The organism is Fontisphaera persica, assembly GCF_024832785.1.
GTDB lineage: Bacteria > Verrucomicrobiota > Verrucomicrobiia > Limisphaerales > Fontisphaeraceae > Fontisphaera > Fontisphaera persica.
In genome coordinates this window covers 2,484,266-2,500,365 of the sequence record NZ_CP116615.1, presented here as the reverse complement: position 1 = coordinate 2,500,365, position 16,100 = coordinate 2,484,266, and the positions used below count along the sequence as shown (strand labels likewise).

The window sequence follows — 16,100 nt, the reverse complement described above, 5'->3', positions numbered from 1 at the left end:
AACTTCATGCAAACACACACAGTGATGGCACAGGGTTCGGCAGCGCCGGGCGGGGCGGTGGCGGAGCGTCCGCGCGCGCTGGCGCACGCGGTGGAAATTTTGCGGTTCAACACGTGCGGGTCGGTGGATGACGGCAAGTCCACCCTGATTGGGCGGCTGCTGTATGATTCAAAGTCGCTGATGGAGGACCAGCTTGAGTCGCTGGAGCGCTCAGCGGAGATTACTGGGGGGGGGCAGATTAACCTGGCGAATTTGACGGACGGGCTGCGGGCGGAGCGGGAGCAGGGGATTACGATTGATGTGGCGTACCGGTATTTTGCGACGCCGCGGCGGAAATTCATTGTGGCGGACACGCCGGGGCATGTGCAGTACACGCGCAACATGGTCACGGGCGCTTCGACGGCCAATTTGTCGGTGGTGCTGGTGGATGCGCGGCAGGGGGTGAGCGAGCAGAGCCGGCGGCATACGTTCATTGCCTCGCTGCTGCGGATACCGCACTTGATTATTGCGGTGAACAAGATGGATTTGGTGGACTGGTCGGAGGAGCGTTTTCTGGAGATTCGGGCGGATTTTGAGGCGTTTCTGCCGCGGCTGGACATCAAGGATGTGAAGTTCATCCCAATCAGCGCGTTGAACGGGGACAATGTGGTGGAGCCGTCGCGGCATACGCCGTGGTATTGCGGTCCCACGCTGCTGGGCCATTTGGAGACGGTGCACATTGCCAGTGACTACAATCTCCAGGGGTTCCGCCTGCCGGTGCAGTGGGTGAACCGTCCGCAGGCGCCGCGGGACCCGCGTTATCATGATTTTCGCGGGTACAGCGGCCAGATTGCCGGGGGCATTGTGCGGGTGGGGGATGCAGTGCTGGTGCTGCCGGCGGGGCTGAAGAGCCGGGTGAAGGAAATCTGGACGTACGACGGGTCGTTGCCGGAGGCGTTTTGTCCGCAGTCCATCACGTTGTTACTGGAGCATGATCTCGACGTGAGCCGGGGGGACATGGTGGTGGGGTTTGAGCATTTGCCGGGGATGGACCAGGAGGTGCGGGCCCAGGTGTGTTGGATGCATGGGCGGCCGCTGCAGGCCGGGAGGAAGTATCTGCTCAAACACACCACGGCGACGGTGCAGGCGGCGGTGATGGAGGTGGAGCACCGCATGAATATTTTGACGTTTGAGCCGGAGCCGGCCCGCGAGCTGGGGTTGAACGACATTGGGCAGGTGCGGTTGAAGACGTCGCGTCCGCTGGTGTATGACGGGTACGCCACCAACCGCATGACGGGAGCCTTTATACTGATTGAGCCGGGCACCAATGCCACGGTGGCGGCCGGCATGTTGCTGCCGCCGCCGCGGGCGATTACGCCGGAGTACCACGATTTTGTGATTTGAGCGGGAGGCGCCGGGTTCAGCCGCCGCCGTTTTTGCGGGGGTAATCGTCGAGATTGCGGGAGAGGTACACGTGGCGGATTTCCTGGCCGAAGCCGTTTTTACGGAAAAACTTGAGCGCTTCATGGTTTTCCTCGTCGGTGTCCACCAGCATGATGCGCGCTTCGCGGGCGATGAAGCGCTCGGTGAGCTGATTGAGCAGACGCCGGGCGAGGCCGCGTCCCTTGAATTGGGGGGAGACTCCCAGCCAGAGGAGCCAGCCGTATTTCCATGCGTTTTGGGGTTTTTCCATGACGCGGCCGAGGGCAAAGCCGACGATGCGGTCCTGGCTTTCGGCAACGAGGCAAAATTCGGCCTCCGAGCTGAAGAGTTGGGCCAGCTCGTGGTCGTCCCAGGAGCGGTAGAGGGTGGGCAGTTTTTCGGCAGTGAACAATTCCTGGCCGAGGGCGAAGACCTGGGGCACGTCTTCGAGGCGCATTTCGCGGATTTCGACCGCCGGAGAGGAGGCGCGGGAGCGCCGCCGCCGGGGGCGTTTGGTTGATGAAGGGTCGCTGTCTTCGTTCATAGGTCGAATCGCAGTTAAAGCAGAGCGGGGCCGCCCTAGGGCAACCTCTGGCGGCCGGTCAAAGGGGAATTAGATGAGGGTGGCCGCCTTGGCGAGGGCTTCATCCAGGCGGCTGACCTCCTTGCCGCCGCCGCGGGCGAAATCGGGCTTGCCGCCGCCCTTGCCGCCGGTGATGGGGGCGATTTGCTGGAGGATTTTGCCGGCTTGCACGCGCTGGGTGTAGGCGGGGGAAACGGTGGCCATGAGGGTGACGGCGTTTTGGGCGGCGCCACCGAGGACCACGACACCCTGGAAGCAGCCTTTGAGTTCGTTGACCATGGCCTGCAGAGTGTCGGCATCGGCGTCCACGCGTTCAATGATGACAGGCACCTGGTTGATGGTGCGGGCTTTGGTGGTGAGGCTGCGGGCCATTTCGCCGGCCTGTTTTTGCTGGAGGGCGCGCCATTGTTTTTCCAGCTCCTTTTGTTGCTGGAGCAGGTTTTCAATGCGTTTTTCCAGCTCGCCGACGGGCGTGTTCAGTTTGTCGGCCAGCGCCCGGAGGCGGCGCGCTTCGTCCCAGGCGCGGCGGTAGGACTCCAGGCCGGCCACGGCTTCGATGCGGCGCACGCCGGCGGCGATGGCGGTCTCGGCGACGATGCGGAAAAGGCCGATTTCGCCGGTGGCGCGGGTGTGCGTGCCGCCGCAGAGTTCCATGGAATAACCGTCCAGACGGCCGGGGTGGCCGCCGATTTGCACGACGCGCACGGTGTCGCCGTATTTGTCGCCAAAGAATTGCATGACGTCTTTGCGGCCTTTGACCTCCGCGTAGGGGACCTCGGTCCAGCTTACGCCGGCGTTTTCGAGGATGCGCTCGTTGACCAGTTTTTCGACGTCAGCCACTTGTTGGGGCGTGAGGGGCGGGCAGTTGAAGTCGAAGGTCAATTTGTCGGGGCCGACAAAGGAGCCCTTTTGGGAGGCTTCGGGGCTGACGACTTCATGGATGGCCCAGTGCAGCAGGTGCGTAACGGTGTGATGGCGCTGAATGCTGGCGCGGCGGGGGGCCTCGACTTGCAGCAGGACAGGCTCGCCGGGTTGGGGCAGGCGCGAGGGAGGATTGTCGGACAGGGACAGATAATGCAGCCAGGTGGCGCCTGATTTTTGGGTGTCCTCAATGCGCCAGCAAATCTCGCCGGCGCGCAGCTCGCCGGTGTCGCCGACCTGGCCGCCCATTTCGGCGTAGCAGGCGGTGGCATCGAGGATGACGGCGGTTTTGTCTTTGATTTGGACGACTTCGAGGACGCGGGCGGGAGTTTGAAGGGTGTCGAAACCCACAAAGCGGGTGGGGGTGTCGGTTTCGATTTGGGAAAGCTCGATGATTTCGCGTTTTTGGGCTTTGCGGGCGCGCTCACGTTGTTCCTCCATCAGACGGTTGAATTCGGCCACGTCCACTTTCAGGCCGCGTTCGCGGGCCATGAGCTCGGTCAAATCGAGCGGGAAACCGTAGGTGTCATAAAGTTTGAAAGCGAAGTCACCCGAAATGACCAGCGGCTGGTGAGCCTCGGTTGGGTCTCGGGGAGCGCACGCGTCTCGCGTGCTTACCTCGGCGTCTCGCCGAGGTGTATCCCTTTCATTTTGTTTCGTCCAAACCCACGGGTAACCTTCTGACTCAGAAACAATCTTTGCTCTCCATGGGTTTTGACAAATGTAATGAAATTTTTCCTCCAAATCGGCTTGTCCACGAATCAAACGGTCAAAGGATTCCTTTTCCCAAACCGGACCGTCAGCGCCGCGCAGGCGGTTGATTTGGTGTGCGGTAAATGATTTAATGCCATGCAAAATTTCCGTTAACGACCAAAAGACGGGAGTCCCGGAGGCATCTTCTTGTTTGATTTGTGGTTCAATGAGGAGGTGGACATGGTCGGGCATGACGCAAGCGGCATAGAGAAAGTACCTTTTTTCCCGATGCCCAAAGATCAAGCTGTCCAACACCCTATCGCGTTCCTCCGGAGTCAGTACCCGGTGGTTATACGTTGAAAACGTGACCATGTATTTGCTCCACGGCCGCTCAAAATGAGGAAGGTTGCGTTTGGAATAATGAATGTTTTTGGGAGAGGGTTCCGGCGGGACGCCGGAACCGGCACGCGAGACGCGTGCGGTCCCCGAGACGGATTCCACGTATTGGTTGAAGAGTTCGATGCCGCGGTCGAGGGTGCGATTGAAGGCTTCCTCCTCCTGGCGGATGACTTCTTCCACGTGGGCCTGGCGGGCGCGGATTTCGGGGAAAACATCGCCCATGGTTTCGGCCAGGACCGGCACGAGTTTGAAAAAGAACGGCTCGTGAAAGCCCAGGGAGCGCCCGTAGCGCACGGCGCGGCGGAGGATGCGGCGGAGGACGTAATGGCGGTCCGTGTTGCCGGGGAGGATGCCATCGGCGATGGCAAAGCTCAGCGTGCGGATGTGGTCGGCGATGACGCGGAAGGCGACGTCCACGCGTTCCTGTTCGGTGGCGGGCACGAGGTTGCCGGCGGCATCGGGGCGGGGGAGGGTGGCGCCATATTTTTTGCCGCTGAGCGCCTCGAGCCGGTCAAAGAGCGGGCGGAAGATGTCGGTTTCGTAATTGGAGATGATGCGGCTGAAGTCCGTAAAACCCCGGGTATTCTGAATGATGCCGGTCACGCGCTCGAATCCCATGCCGGTATCCACGCTTTTGGCGGGGAGCGGGGAGAAGGAGCCGTCGGGGTTGGCATTGAATTGCATGAACACGAGGTTCCAGATTTCAATGCATTGGGCGCTGCCTTTGTTCACGAGGGCGCCGCGGGTGTCGCCGGCGGGGGTGAGGTCCACGTGCAGCTCGGAGCAGGGGCCGCAGGGGCCGGTTTCGCCCATCATCCAGAAATTGTCTTTTTTGCCGCCGTAATGGATATGGACGTGGGGGTCGAGGCCGGCCTGGGAGAAAATGGCGGCCCAGAGGTCATAGGCTTCCTGGTCAAACTCGGCCGGTTCCCCGGGGCCGGGTTTATAAACGGTGGCGTAGAGGCGTTGGGGGGGAAATTTCCAGAGGCCGACGACGAGTTCCCAAGCCCATTCGATGGCTTCTTTTTTGAAGTAATCGCCGAAACTCCAGTTGCCGAGCATTTCAAAGAAGGTGTGGTGGTAGGTATCCAGCCCCACGTCTTCAAGGTCGTTGTGCTTGCCGCCGGCGCGGATGCATTTCTGAGTATCGGCGGCGCGGCCGGGTTGGTAGGGGCAGGGGATTTGTCCCAGGAAGATGGGGACAAATTGATTCATGCCGGCGTTGGTGAAGAGGAGGTTGGGCGAGTCCGGCAGGAGGCTGGACGAAGGCACGATGGTGTGCTGCTTCGACCGGAAAAAGTCGAGGAACGACTGGCGAATGTCACGGCTTGTCATACACAAGTCCCAAATCAGGGGGCTGAAGATAGGGAAAAAGCGGGAGCGTGCCAATGGATTTTTGAGCGGCTGCGGGAGCGGTGGGGAGGAGGGAAGCCGGGTTAGTTCATCGGCTTCATGGCCGATTGGAGACGGCGCATGTCTTTCAGGTCCTGGGCGTTGGCCACCGATTGCGGGGTGCGCTGGTAGGTTTTGGGCCAGGCCCATTTCCAATGGTCCACGTGGCCGTCGGCAAAGCTGAGATTGGCGCCCTGATTGTGGCGGTTGGCCGGGAGGTCAAACCAGACATTGCCAAAATAGGAATTGGGCTGGCAAAGGCCAAAGTGGGCATCGAGGATGGAATCCTCATGGGTGTCAATGAAGACAAAAAAGCGGTCGGGCGTGGGGCGGGTGATTTCGCTGTATTTTTTGTAGGAGGGGATGAGACCGGCGGCGACGTCGCAGTTGACGGCGCTGCTCATGTTGTAACTGCGGGTGCGAGGCTGGTTCAAGGGGTTGCCATTTTCATCTTCGATGGTGGATAGGTCGGAAGGGCAGCGGTAGATGCTGGTGTTGCGGTTGTATTGGAAGAGGACGCCCTGCTCGATGTTGCGGGTATCGGCATCGAGGCGGGTGTTGCCGGGACACCAGGAGACGCCGCGCATGATGGAGTCTTTGCGGTTGACGTCGTACACGTAATTGTTGGGGGGCAGCCAGCCTTCATTGTCGTCCACGTACATCAGCCAGCACATTTGCAATTGTTTGAGATTATTGAGGCAGGCGAGGCTGCGGCTTTGTTCGACGGAGCGATTGATGACGGGGAGCAGGAGGGCGGCGAGGATGGCGATGATGGCAATCACCACCAGCAATTCGATGAGCGTGAACGCGGCGTGCCCTCCTCCCCCGGAGGTTGCACCACAACCATTTCCCCGGCTTTGGCGCCACAAGACCAAAGCGGGCAAATGCATTTTTGCGCTCATCAAAGTCGCGGTTCGGCTAAGTAGTTATTACGTTTCTATATCTTTTATCGGATTTCGGCAAGAAAAATTTAGGCCTATTTTCATGGCTTTGCAAGCCGGTTGATTGATGGAGAGTGAAATGCTTAAGGCCTTGTAGGGAAATGGCTTACAAAGAAAATGGCCGGGCGATGCTTTCACCCGGCCATTAAGGCGGTCTTAAATGGGTTAGAAAAAAAACTGCTTTCGGGCCTCCAGGCAACCGGCTCAGGATTTGGGGCGGGGGCCTTTGGCGGTGGCATCGGTCCGGCTGGATTCCATCAGGCGCGCCGGGATGTTGCGGTATTGGCGGCTGATGAATTCGTTGGCGGCTTCATTTTGGCGGCGTTCGCGCAAATTGGCCAGGAAGACGGGCAATTCTTTTTTGAGTTTGTTTTCGTCCACGGGCAGGCGCTGGCGCAGGAAGGCCAGCCAATAGCCGTGCTGGGATTCGCGGATGGCGGTGACGTTGCCGGGGGCGAGGTCGGCCAGAAGATTGCGCACTTCATTCAGGGTGACGGCGGGGGGCAGATTGGTGACCTCGCCGGAAACGCGGGAGAAGGGGGGCAGGACAATGGGCAGGAGGCCGTTGTCCAGGCAGATTTGGGTGAAGTTTTGGCCTTGGGCCAGGCCATTGGTAAGGGTGTTGTAGAAGATATCGGCGCGTAATTTGGCCATGGCTTTGGCTTGCTCGTGTTTGTAATCTTCGATGACCTTATTGCGGACGGCGTCGAGGGTGGGGATTTCGCGGGGCAATCGTTGTTTCAAGGCGAAGAGATAGGCGCCGTCTTCGGCAGGGATGGGATTGATGAGGACGGGGTCTTCGGGTTGGAGGCGGTAGAGGACGGGGATGGCGCGCTCGGGCAGTTTCAAGTCGGAGGGGCCTTCAAGGAGGTCAAAGGGTTTGGCGGTGTGGACGGTGAGGTTGCTGCGGGCGGCGAGGGCGATGAAATCCTGGAGGGTGTTGGTTTTTTCCAGGTTGAAGCCGTGGGTGAATTCGTTGACGGCGCGCATGGCCAGGCGGCGGGCCTGGTCTTCGATGAGGTCTTTTTCGATGCGGGCCTTGGCGTCGGCTTCATTGAGGGGGTTGCCGTCCTTGTCTTTCCAGAAATTGGTGGGTTGGCGGGAGTAGATGGAAGCGACCAGGGCGGTCATGTTGGTCTGGCGGGTGAGGTTGGTGATGGCCTGGGACCAGAAATTGGTGAGGGGGAAATGCACATAAACCAGTTGGACACGTTCAGGGATGGCATACTCGGCGAGGCGGTTGCTGTACAACTGGCTGATGGCCTCAGGGGGGAAATTGGTGATGGAGGCGAGGTAGTTGGAGGCGTTGAAATAGACCAGGGCGGCGTCGAGTTCTTCGTGTTCGCGGCGGAAAATGGCTTCGGCCTCCTGGGGGGTGGTGAGGCGGCCGGCGATGCCGCAGAGTTCGACGAGGTGTTGGAGGCCGGCTTCGTGGCGCAGGAAGCGCTCGAAGTCGAGCAGGCTGAGCTGGTTTTTGCGGAGCACTTGTTCTTCAAAGGCGTTCAAGGCGGCGGCCATGTCGCGGGTTTGGCCGCCGGTGGCGAGGGTCAGGAGCTCATCGCGCAGGCGCAGGGTGGCCTCGATGCCGACCTGGATGTTCATCTGGCGCAGCAGCTCGGCCAGGAGGAGGCGGCTGTTGGCGGCTTCCTCGGGATGGAAATTCTGGCGGGCCATTTCGTCGGTGCGGTCCGGGAAGGTGCCGTAGCGGAAGAAGAACTGGAGTTTGGCCTCGTTGAGGGCGTCTTCGTATTCGGGGCCGGAGATGGGGCGGTTGTTGACATGGAACCCGGATTTTCCGCGGCGGCCGAGCACGTGGTAGCGGGCGTCGGGGGAGAAGTAGATGACGAAGCTGATGACCACCACCACGATGATGATGGCCCACATCCAGGTTGAGTGCTTGCGAATGGTCCCAAACATAAGGTTATCAAAAACTGTGGCATTAACAGCGCCAACAGAGCGCGCAGCCTACCCGCGGGACGGGCGGGAGGTCAAACGCAAAAAACAAAAATCAGGACTTGCCAACGGGCGCGGCGAGGTCTAGGCTTTGCGCTCTTTGGACGGACAGGCGCCGTCCGGCGGGCAAGCCGGGAGGGCGCATGGCATGTGCCGTCGAGTGGATTTTTGGGAATCAACATAGCTATGGCAGTACGCATACGACTGAAACGCATCGGAGCCAAGAACAGCCCCGTGTACCGGGTGGTGGTGGCCGACAGCCGCAGCCCGCGGGATGGCCGGTTCATTGAGGAACTGGGGACGTATCATCCCGGGCGCAAGGACCAGAAGGTGACGCTGAATCTGGAGCGCGCCAAGTACTGGTTGAGCGTGGGGGCGCAGCCCACGGACACGGTGAAATCCTTCCTGCGGCAAGCGGAGCGGGCGGCGGCGGGTTGAGCCGGCCGGGAGGGCCACGATGCAAGCTTTTTTGGAATACGTGGTCAAGGGCGTGGTGGACCACCCGGAGCAGGTGACCATTACGCCGGCGGAACGCGGCGGACTCACGGTCTATGAGTTGCGCCTGCATCCGGACGATGTGGGCAAGGTGATTGGGAAGCAGGGGGCGATGATCAACGCCATCCGGGTGTTGTTGCAGGCGGGCGCGGCGCGGAAGGGCTTGCGCTGCGCGCTGGAGATCGTGGAGGAAGAGGCCGCCGCGCCCGGCGCGCCTGCGGCCGGGGAGTAACGGCAAGGCGGCCCGGGCCGCCGTCAGCGGCCATGAAGATTGATGTGCTCACCCTGTTCCCGGGGATGTTTGCCGGGCCGCTGGATGAGAGCATCATCCGGCGGGCTCGGGACAAGGGATTGCTGGAGCTGCGGATTATTAATTTGCGGGACTACACCCACGACCGCCATCAAACCGTGGATGATCGTCCGTTTGGGGGCGGGCCGGGGATGTTGATGAAGCCCGAACCGATCTTTGAAGCGGTGGAAGCGCTGGGCACGCCGGAGACGAAGGTCATTTTGATGACGCCGGCGGGGCGGCTGTTTAATCAGGCGATTGCCCGGGAGCTGGCGCAGGAGAAACACTTGTTGCTGGTCTGCGGCAGTTACGAGGGATTTGACGAGCGGGTGCACGAGCACCTGGCGGATGATGAGCTGTCCATTGGGGATTATGTGCTGACCAATGGGGCGCTGCCCGCCATGGTGGTGATTGATGCGGTGACCCGCTTGTTGCCGGGGGCGCTGGGGGATGACCAAAGCGCGGTGGAAGAATCCTTCAGCCACGGTTTGCTGGAGTGCCCGCACTACACGCGGCCGGCGGAATTCCGGGGCTGGAAGGTGCCCGAGGTGTTGTTGTCGGGCAATCACGCGGAGATTGCGCGCTGGCGGGCCGCCCAGGCGCTGGAGCGGACCCGGCGGCGGCGGCCCGATTTGCTGGCGGGGCAGGCGCTGCCGGCGGCAGAAGAAAGGAAGCGGCGGTCGAAAGGGCCGCCGCCCCAAGAAAAAGAATGATTTATGAATCAGGCAATATTGGATCGCATTGAGTCGGAACAACTGAAGAAGGACCGCCCGGATTTCCGGGTGGGCGACACCATCCGTGTGCATACGCGCGTGGTGGAAGGGGACAAGGAACGCATCCAGGTCTTCACCGGGGTGGTGATTGGCCGGCGCGGGCGGGGTTTGAACGAGACCTTCACCGTGCGCCGCATCAGCTACGGGGAAGGGGTGGAGCGCGTGTTTCCGCTGCATTCACCGCGCATTGAGAAGATTGAAATTGAGCGCCGCGGGGTGGTGCGCCGGGCCAAGTTGACCTACTTGCGCAAGCGCATTGGGAAGGGGGCCATGCTGGTGCGCGAGCGCAAGGAGCGCGCCATTGTGGTGCCGGGCACGCCCGCCGAGGCACCGGCGGCGGACACCAAGGCCTGAGGCTGTTTTTATGCCACGGGCGAGGGGGCGGCCTCTCGCCCGTTTTTTTTCGCCATGCGCCGGAGAGCTTGGTCAAGGGCGGCGCGCACGCGGGTTGAGGGGCGCGGAGGGGCACCGCACGTGCGGCGGGGACGGGGCGGCGTGCGTCGGGCGGGCATCCTGCTGGCCGCCATTGTTCTGGCGTGGTTCATGGGGGGAGTTCTGGAGGCGGCGAGGCCGACCTTCGATGGGGAAGCCGTCTATCACCGGGCCACCAACACGGCAGGGGCGGTGCTTTTGTTCAAACCGGTTTCTCAGGATACCCAGAAATTGGAGACGGTGCTGGCGCCGTTTATTTTGCAGAGCACGGGCGCCGGGGCGGGGGAGGTGGCGCGGCAGCGGGCTGCTTTTGGTGTGCCGCTGCCGGGGGCGGCCGGGAGTTCTGCGGTGGTTTATTTTCGCGCGGGTACCACGCCGTGGGGAGGGGTGGTTCACACGCAGATGATGTATCTCTGGCTTTATGCCGGGGGCGAGGCGGACGAGGCATTGCCGGCGCAGGGGGTGCGCATTACGTTGAACCGGCAGGGATTTCCCGTGATTTGGGAGATGCTGGCCGCGCCGCAAGGGCGGCAGGAGGTTTATGTGGCCGGTTCGGTGGAGCACGCCAGTTTGCGCCATTTTGGGGGAAGGCTGCCCGGGCGGCGTTTCGCAGTGGAGCCGGCGGTGGCGGAGGCGCCGGCGCTGGTCATGCCGCTGGTGGTGGAGGATGGGCCGGTGGTGTTTGGGCCGATGGTGTACTTGGAGGGGCGGACGCGGGGGCCGCACGCGGTGATTTGCCGGTGCATGCCGGCGCTGGCCACGGCGATTGTGGACACGGTGTATTATCGTTTGGAGCAGTGGCCGGCTGATGCGGCGAGGCAACTGCGGCGCCGGCGGGATGGGGCGCGGGTGATGCGAATGCTGGAGGTGTGGGAGCGCCAGCCGGTGGCGCAACGGTTGCGTTTGGCGCCGCCCTGACGCAGGGGATGGGGCGAAGAGTGGGGCGGGGCTGGGCGTGGCTGCGGGATTGACGCCATGGCCCAAAACTGGTTGATTGCGCGGCAGACATCCCTATGAGTACTGAAACAGGCCAGGCGCCGGAAAGTGTGGCGGCTGGCGTTAATGAGTTTGAGCGGGTGCCGGTGCCGCCTGCGCACTGGAAGAGTCTGCGTTCCTTTCTTGCCATGTACGCGGGGGAGCATGTGGCGGGGACGGAGTTCATGATTGGTCCGCTGTTTTTGGCGGCGGGGGTGAGCGCGTTTGATTTGATTTTCGGTTTGTTGGCGGGCAATGCGCTGGCGACGCTGAGCTGGCTGTTCATTTGCGCGCCGGTGGCCACGCGGCTGCGGGTCACGTTGTACCGCAAGCTGGAGCAGGTTTGCGGGCTGCAATTGGTCACCTTGTACAATGTGGTGAACGGGGTGTTGTTTTGCATTCTGGCGGGCGCGATGATATCGGTGGGGGTGACGGCGCTGGGGGTGCCCTTTCAATGGAAGATGCCGGGGTTGCAGGATTGGATGCCCAACAGTGTGGCGTGGGTGGTGGGGGTGGTGTTGGTGGGGGCGGTGTTCACGTACGTGGCCGCCCGCGGCTATGACGCCATGGCCCGGGTGGCGGAGGTGGCGGTGCCGTGGATGATTGTGATTTTTCTGGCGTGCGGGCTGGTGACCCTGCCGGCGCTGGGGGTGCATTCGCCGGGTGAGTTTTGGGAGGTGGCCAAGACGCGCATCTGGAAGGGGGGCGAGCCGTTTCCGGGGCAGCCGAAGTTCACGTTCTGGCACGTGATGTTTTTTGCGTGGACGTGCAACGCGGCGATGCATCTGGGGCTGGTGGACATGGCGATTTTCCGTTACGCCAAAAAGTGGACGTACGGCGCGGCTTCCGGGGTGGGGATGTTCATTGGGCATTTCATGGCGTGGATTGCGGCGTCGCTGCTGCTGGCTCTGCAAATTGCGCGGGACCCCAACAACACGACAGTGGCGCCGGGGCCCATGGCGTATGAGGCGGTGGGAGTGGCGGGGGTGTTGTGCGTGCTGATTGCGGGGTGGACGACGGCCAATCCCACGCTGTACCGGGCGGGGCTGGCTTTTCAGAGCATCTTTCAAAAGCGTTCACGATTTGCCCTGACGGTGGTGGCGGGGGCGCTGGCCACGGGCGCGGCAATCTTTCCGGCGCTGGTGATGAAGCTGCTGGATTTTGTGGGTTTGTACGGCACGATTCTGGCGCCGATGGGAGCAATCGTGATGGTGGATGTGTATCTGCTGGAAAAATTCGGTCTGGCTTCCAACCTGGCGGAGCGGCGGGGCTTGAAATTCAACCTGGCGGCCGGGCTGGCGTGGGTGGTGACGCTGTATTTGTGCGCGGCACTGAATGTGTGGCTGGGGATTCAGGTTTATTTCCTGGCAGTGCCGGCCTGGTTGATGGCGGGAGGGTTGTATTTGGTTTTCTCCCTGTGGCTGCAATCGCGTGTATGCCCAAAAGCTTGAAAATAGTGGCGCTGGCCGTTGCGGTGATGGCGCTGGTGGTGATGTTGCTGGCGGTCTGGTGGTTTTGCGCGGGCCGTTTGGGGCATGAGGCCGCCAAGCAGGTGCTGACGGTGGGGACGGTGGTGTGGTTTGCCGCGGCGTTGCCGTTGCGTTTTCTGGGCCGGGCTGACCCCTGAAGAAGCGGGCGTGTTCAGGGCTGGTGGGCCTGGTTGCGCAGCCATTCCGCCACCTGAACCAAGCCGATTAAAAGCGCCAGCAGAATCACGGTTACGATCGCCAGCTTAAGGTAACTGCGTTGAAGGCGGCGCTGGGTGGCATCGGGTTCCGGCTCGGTTTCCGAGGCCGCGAGGGGCTGGGAGGGCGCTACGTCAGGAGGAGCCGCCTCAATCAATTCGGGAGGCGCAGGCTTCAGCCGGGTGGGGCGTCCGCAATGAGGGCAGGAGATGGATTGCCCGCTGTGCTCCACCGAAAATTCCAACCGCCGTCCGCAGGCCTGGCATACGCCGATGAGATTGGTTGCCATGGCGTTACGATATAGGACGGGAGGGGAGGCGTCCAGCAGGGGGTGGCCGGTGGGGACGGCGTGGGGGGCGAGCGGCGGCGGCGCCTGTTTTGCGCTTTGCCAGAAGGGGGGCGCGTGACACAATCCGCGGGCATGAAGATTTTGGTTGTGGGTTCAGGAGGGCGCGAGCACGCCCTGGTGTGGAAGTTGGCGCAATCCCCGCATGCGCGCCAGATGTGGTGCGCGCCGGGCAACGCGGGCATTGGGCAGGAGCGGCTGGCGGCCAATGGGGCGCTGGTGCAATGCGTGCCCATTGGCGCGGAGGATTTGCCGGGGCTGCTGGCCTTTGCGCGGGAGCAAAAGCCGGATTTAACGGTGGTGGGGCCGGACAATCCGCTGGCGATGGGCATTGTGGACCAGTTTCAGGCGGCGGGTCTGCGCATCTGGGGGCCGAATCAGCGGGCGGCGCAGTTTGAGGCCTCGAAAGTTTTTTCCCAGCAGTTCATGGAGAAGTATGGGATTGCCACCGCTCGGAGCGGCATATTTGAGGAGCCGGCGGCGGCGTCGCGATTTGCGGCTGGTTTGGGGGGCAAATGCGCGGTCAAAGCGGATGGGCTGGCGCTGGGCAAAGGGGTGCTGATTTGCCGGGATATGCAGCAGGCGGATGCGGCCATTGAAGAGATTCTGGTGCGGCGCGCTTTTGGCGAGGCGGGGCGGCGGGTGGTGATTCAGGAATTGCTGGAGGGGGTGGAGGTATCGTTGCATGCCCTGTGTGATGGGAAGACGGCCAAGCTGTTTCCTGACGCCCAGGACCACAAGCGGGCTCTGGATGGTGACCAGGGGTTGAACACGGGCGGGATGGGGACGTATTCGCCGACGCCGTTTTTTGGGCCGGGGGATGCAATTGTGGTGGTGCGGCAAATCCTGGAGCCGTGGTTGAAGGGCTGCGCGGCCGAGGGCATAGATTATCGGGGCATTTTGTATCCGGGGCTGATGCTCACGCGGCAGGGGCCGAAGGTGTTGGAGTTTAATGCGCGCTTTGGGGACCCGGAAACGCAGGTGTATCTGCCCCGGTTGGAAAATGATTTGGTGGAGCTGATGATGGCGTGTGTGGAGGGGACGTTGGCCAAAGTGGAGTTGAAGTTCAATGCGATGACGGCGGTTTGTGTCATCATGGCCAGTGGCGGGTATCCCGGCAAGTACGAGAAGGGCAAGGTCATCAGCGGCCTGGAGGCAGTGGCTGCGTGGCCGAATACCAAGGTTTTCCATGCTGGCACGGCGCTGGCGGATGGGCGGGTGGTGACGAGCGGGGGCCGCGTGCTGGGGGTGACGGCGTGGGGCAAGGATTTGCCGGCGGCGCGTGAGGCGGCCTACGCGGCAGTGGAGCGCATCCGGTTTGACGGAGCGCATTACCGGCGGGACATCGCGGCGAAAGCCTTGAAAAACCGGGAATAGGGCGGCGTCAACGCCAGAGGAGGTTGCCTTCGAGGTCGCGGTACACCCGGTTTTTGCCGCGGCCGGTTTTGGCGGCCAGGCGTTCGAGATAAAAGAGGGTTGGCTCCGCGATGTGCTGGTTGTTCAGGAAAGGCTCGGTGTATTGAATGGCGCCGTATTTGGCCTGGTTGATGTGGTGTTTTTGTCCCACGTGGTCATTCCAGTCCACGCCTTCGGTGAGGAAACCATGAGGGCCGTAATGGTGTTTGGCGATGGCGCGGAGGATGGTGAGCCCGTCTAGTTCCCATTCACGGGCCTGGCGGGGGTTGCTGAGGCGGTGGTCGGCGGCGGCTTCAAAATACGCCAACGCAGCTTCGGCATTTTCCCAGAGGTAGGCGGTATCCCAGGATTTTTCCATGTACAATAATCCGCGGGTGGCGACGCCGTTGCGGTCTTCGTTCATCTTGAACTGGTCGAGGCCGGCGAGGCAGACGTCGTAAGCGAAGCGGCGGATGGATTCGTCCTGAAGGACGCGCGCGGCGAGGCGCAGCGTGCGGAAGGCCACGGCATAGGCCACGTTTTCCTGAGGGTCGTAGGTATCGTGATTGATGCTGCCAAAGATGCCGCCCGCTTTGATGAAGACGCTGATTTTCTCACGCAAGGCGGGGCGATAATCGGCCAGGCCGCGGTCGGTCAAGGCGGCTTGCAATTGCAGGATGAACAAGCTGTCGGCCGAGGTTTGCCAGAAGGGGTCGTTGCCGCCGTCGGGGGATTTGCGATAGACCTTGCCGTCCGGGGTGGTGCGGCGAGGAAACCAGCCATTGGGGACGGGTTCCACGTTTTGGGCAATCCATTGGGCGGTGCGGGCCGCGGTTTGAAGCATCCGAGCCGCGCGCGGGTCATTTCCCAAATCCTCAGCAAAAATGAGCAGTTGGTAGGCGATTTTGGCCATGGAGCCGGGGCAGAACCAGTCCGAGTGATGTTTGTAATTCAGGCAAAACTTGCCGGTGGTGGTTTCGCGGTAACCAATGATGAAGCCGTTGGTTTCGTTGATGAAACCGCAGTCCAGCACATGGTCGAGGATGCGCAGGGCCATTTGCTGCCATTCGGGTTGGCCCATGAACCGGCCCCAGCGATAGATTTCGTGCGCGCCGCCGACGGCGTTGGCCGCCCAGCCGGGGCCTTCCAGATTGCCGAAATCATGCCAGCCCATGATTTCGCCTTCGGGGTTGACGAAGCTGGAGATGCTGACCAGGTGGCCGCGGGTGTCGGGCTTGAGGGTTTTGTGCAGGGTGAAGCGGAGGGAGTCCACGACGCTGCTCACAATGGTGTAGCGCGGGTTTTCGGGGACGTAGAAGGGGCGTTCTGGCGCGGCGGCCAGGGCCGGTCCGGCGGCGGCGCACAGGGTGGTGTAGAGCAATAATTGGCATTTTTTCATGGGTGCGTTGAGCGGCATGGTAGCAGGT

Annotated in this window: 15 protein-coding genes; 9 read left to right on the top strand and 6 right to left on the bottom strand. The window is 62.0% G+C overall.

What is annotated here, in order from left to right; genetic code table 11:
* The first annotated feature begins 6 nt into the window (after window positions 1-6).
* Window positions 7-1,383 carry a sulfate adenylyltransferase subunit CysN gene (locus NXS98_RS09195; RefSeq protein ID WP_283844664.1) on the top strand — a complete coding sequence of 459 codons (1,377 nt, stop codon included), beginning with the start codon at window positions 7-9 and terminating at the stop codon, window positions 1,381-1,383.
* A gap of 16 nt (window positions 1,384-1,399) precedes the next feature.
* Here the strand turns inward: NXS98_RS09195 and NXS98_RS09190 are convergent, their stop codons facing one another.
* The 4 genes from NXS98_RS09190 to NXS98_RS09175 all read right to left on the bottom strand — a co-directional run bounded on the left by NXS98_RS09190 (window position 1,400) and on the right by NXS98_RS09175 (window position 8,247).
* Window positions 1,400-1,945 carry a GNAT family N-acetyltransferase gene (locus NXS98_RS09190; RefSeq protein WP_283844663.1) on the bottom strand — a complete coding sequence of 182 codons (546 nt, stop codon included), beginning with the start codon at window positions 1,943-1,945 and terminating at the stop codon, window positions 1,400-1,402.
* Window positions 1,946-2,014: 69 nt separating this feature from the next.
* Complete coding sequence (locus NXS98_RS09185) at window positions 2,015-5,332, bottom strand: alanine--tRNA ligase-related protein (RefSeq protein ID WP_283844662.1); 3,318 nt, start codon at window positions 5,330-5,332, stop codon at window positions 2,015-2,017.
* A gap of 101 nt (window positions 5,333-5,433) precedes the next feature.
* Window positions 5,434-6,279 carry a prepilin-type N-terminal cleavage/methylation domain-containing protein gene (locus tag NXS98_RS09180; RefSeq protein WP_283844661.1) on the bottom strand — a complete coding sequence of 282 codons (846 nt, stop codon included), beginning with the start codon at window positions 6,277-6,279 and terminating at the stop codon, window positions 5,434-5,436.
* Window positions 6,280-6,534: 255 nt separating this feature from the next.
* Entirely contained in the window at window positions 6,535-8,247 is a 1,713-nt protein-coding gene (locus tag NXS98_RS09175) for a peptidylprolyl isomerase (RefSeq protein WP_283844660.1), read from the bottom strand.
* 222 nt (window positions 8,248-8,469) lie between these two features.
* Here NXS98_RS09175 and rpsP point away from each other — a divergent pair, with 222 nt between their 5' ends.
* The 7 genes from rpsP (at window position 8,470) to NXS98_RS09140 (ending at window position 12,874) form a co-directional block, all read left to right on the top strand.
* Entirely contained in the window at window positions 8,470-8,721 is a 252-nt protein-coding gene (gene rpsP / locus NXS98_RS09170) for a 30S ribosomal protein S16 (RefSeq protein WP_283844659.1), read from the top strand.
* A 19-nt stretch (window positions 8,722-8,740) separates the two neighbouring features.
* Window positions 8,741-9,010, top strand: a complete 270-nt coding sequence (locus tag NXS98_RS09165; protein WP_283844658.1) for a KH domain-containing protein — start codon at window positions 8,741-8,743, stop codon at window positions 9,008-9,010.
* Window positions 9,011-9,042: 32 nt separating this feature from the next.
* Window positions 9,043-9,780 carry a tRNA (guanosine(37)-N1)-methyltransferase TrmD gene (gene trmD, locus NXS98_RS09160; protein ID WP_283844657.1) on the top strand — a complete coding sequence of 246 codons (738 nt, stop codon included), beginning with the start codon at window positions 9,043-9,045 and terminating at the stop codon, window positions 9,778-9,780.
* A gap of 3 nt (window positions 9,781-9,783) precedes the next feature.
* Window positions 9,784-10,194 carry a 50S ribosomal protein L19 gene (gene rplS, locus NXS98_RS09155; protein WP_283844656.1) on the top strand — a complete coding sequence of 137 codons (411 nt, stop codon included), beginning with the start codon at window positions 9,784-9,786 and terminating at the stop codon, window positions 10,192-10,194.
* A 54-nt stretch (window positions 10,195-10,248) separates the two neighbouring features.
* A complete protein-coding gene (locus tag NXS98_RS09150) occupies window positions 10,249-11,190 on the top strand; it encodes a hypothetical protein (RefSeq protein WP_283844655.1) in 942 nt (313 codons plus the stop codon).
* A 95-nt stretch (window positions 11,191-11,285) separates the two neighbouring features.
* Window positions 11,286-12,698 (top strand): purine-cytosine permease family protein, encoded by a 1,413-nt coding sequence (locus tag NXS98_RS09145; protein ID WP_283844654.1) that lies wholly within the window; start codon window positions 11,286-11,288, stop codon window positions 12,696-12,698.
* Window positions 12,683-12,874 (top strand): hypothetical protein, encoded by a 192-nt coding sequence (locus NXS98_RS09140; protein ID WP_283844653.1) that lies wholly within the window; start codon window positions 12,683-12,685, stop codon window positions 12,872-12,874. Before NXS98_RS09145 ends, NXS98_RS09140 begins: the two co-directional genes overlap by 16 nt.
* Window positions 12,875-12,888: 14 nt before the next feature.
* Here NXS98_RS09140 and NXS98_RS09135 read toward each other — a convergent pair whose 3' ends face one another.
* Entirely contained in the window at window positions 12,889-13,221 is a 333-nt protein-coding gene (locus NXS98_RS09135) for a TFIIB-type zinc ribbon-containing protein (RefSeq protein ID WP_283844652.1), read from the bottom strand.
* 132 nt (window positions 13,222-13,353) lie between these two features.
* On the opposite strand from NXS98_RS09135, the gene purD reads away from it, so the two are divergent.
* Window positions 13,354-14,655 (top strand): phosphoribosylamine--glycine ligase, encoded by a 1,302-nt coding sequence (gene purD / locus NXS98_RS09130; protein WP_283844651.1) that lies wholly within the window; start codon window positions 13,354-13,356, stop codon window positions 14,653-14,655.
* Window positions 14,656-14,662: 7 nt separating this feature from the next.
* On the opposite strand, the gene NXS98_RS09125 is transcribed toward purD, so the two are convergent.
* Window positions 14,663-16,090: a hypothetical protein gene (locus NXS98_RS09125; protein ID WP_283844650.1), complete on the bottom strand. Its 1,428-nt coding sequence runs from the start codon at window positions 16,088-16,090 to the stop codon at window positions 14,663-14,665.
* Window positions 16,091-16,100: the final 10 nt, after the last annotated feature.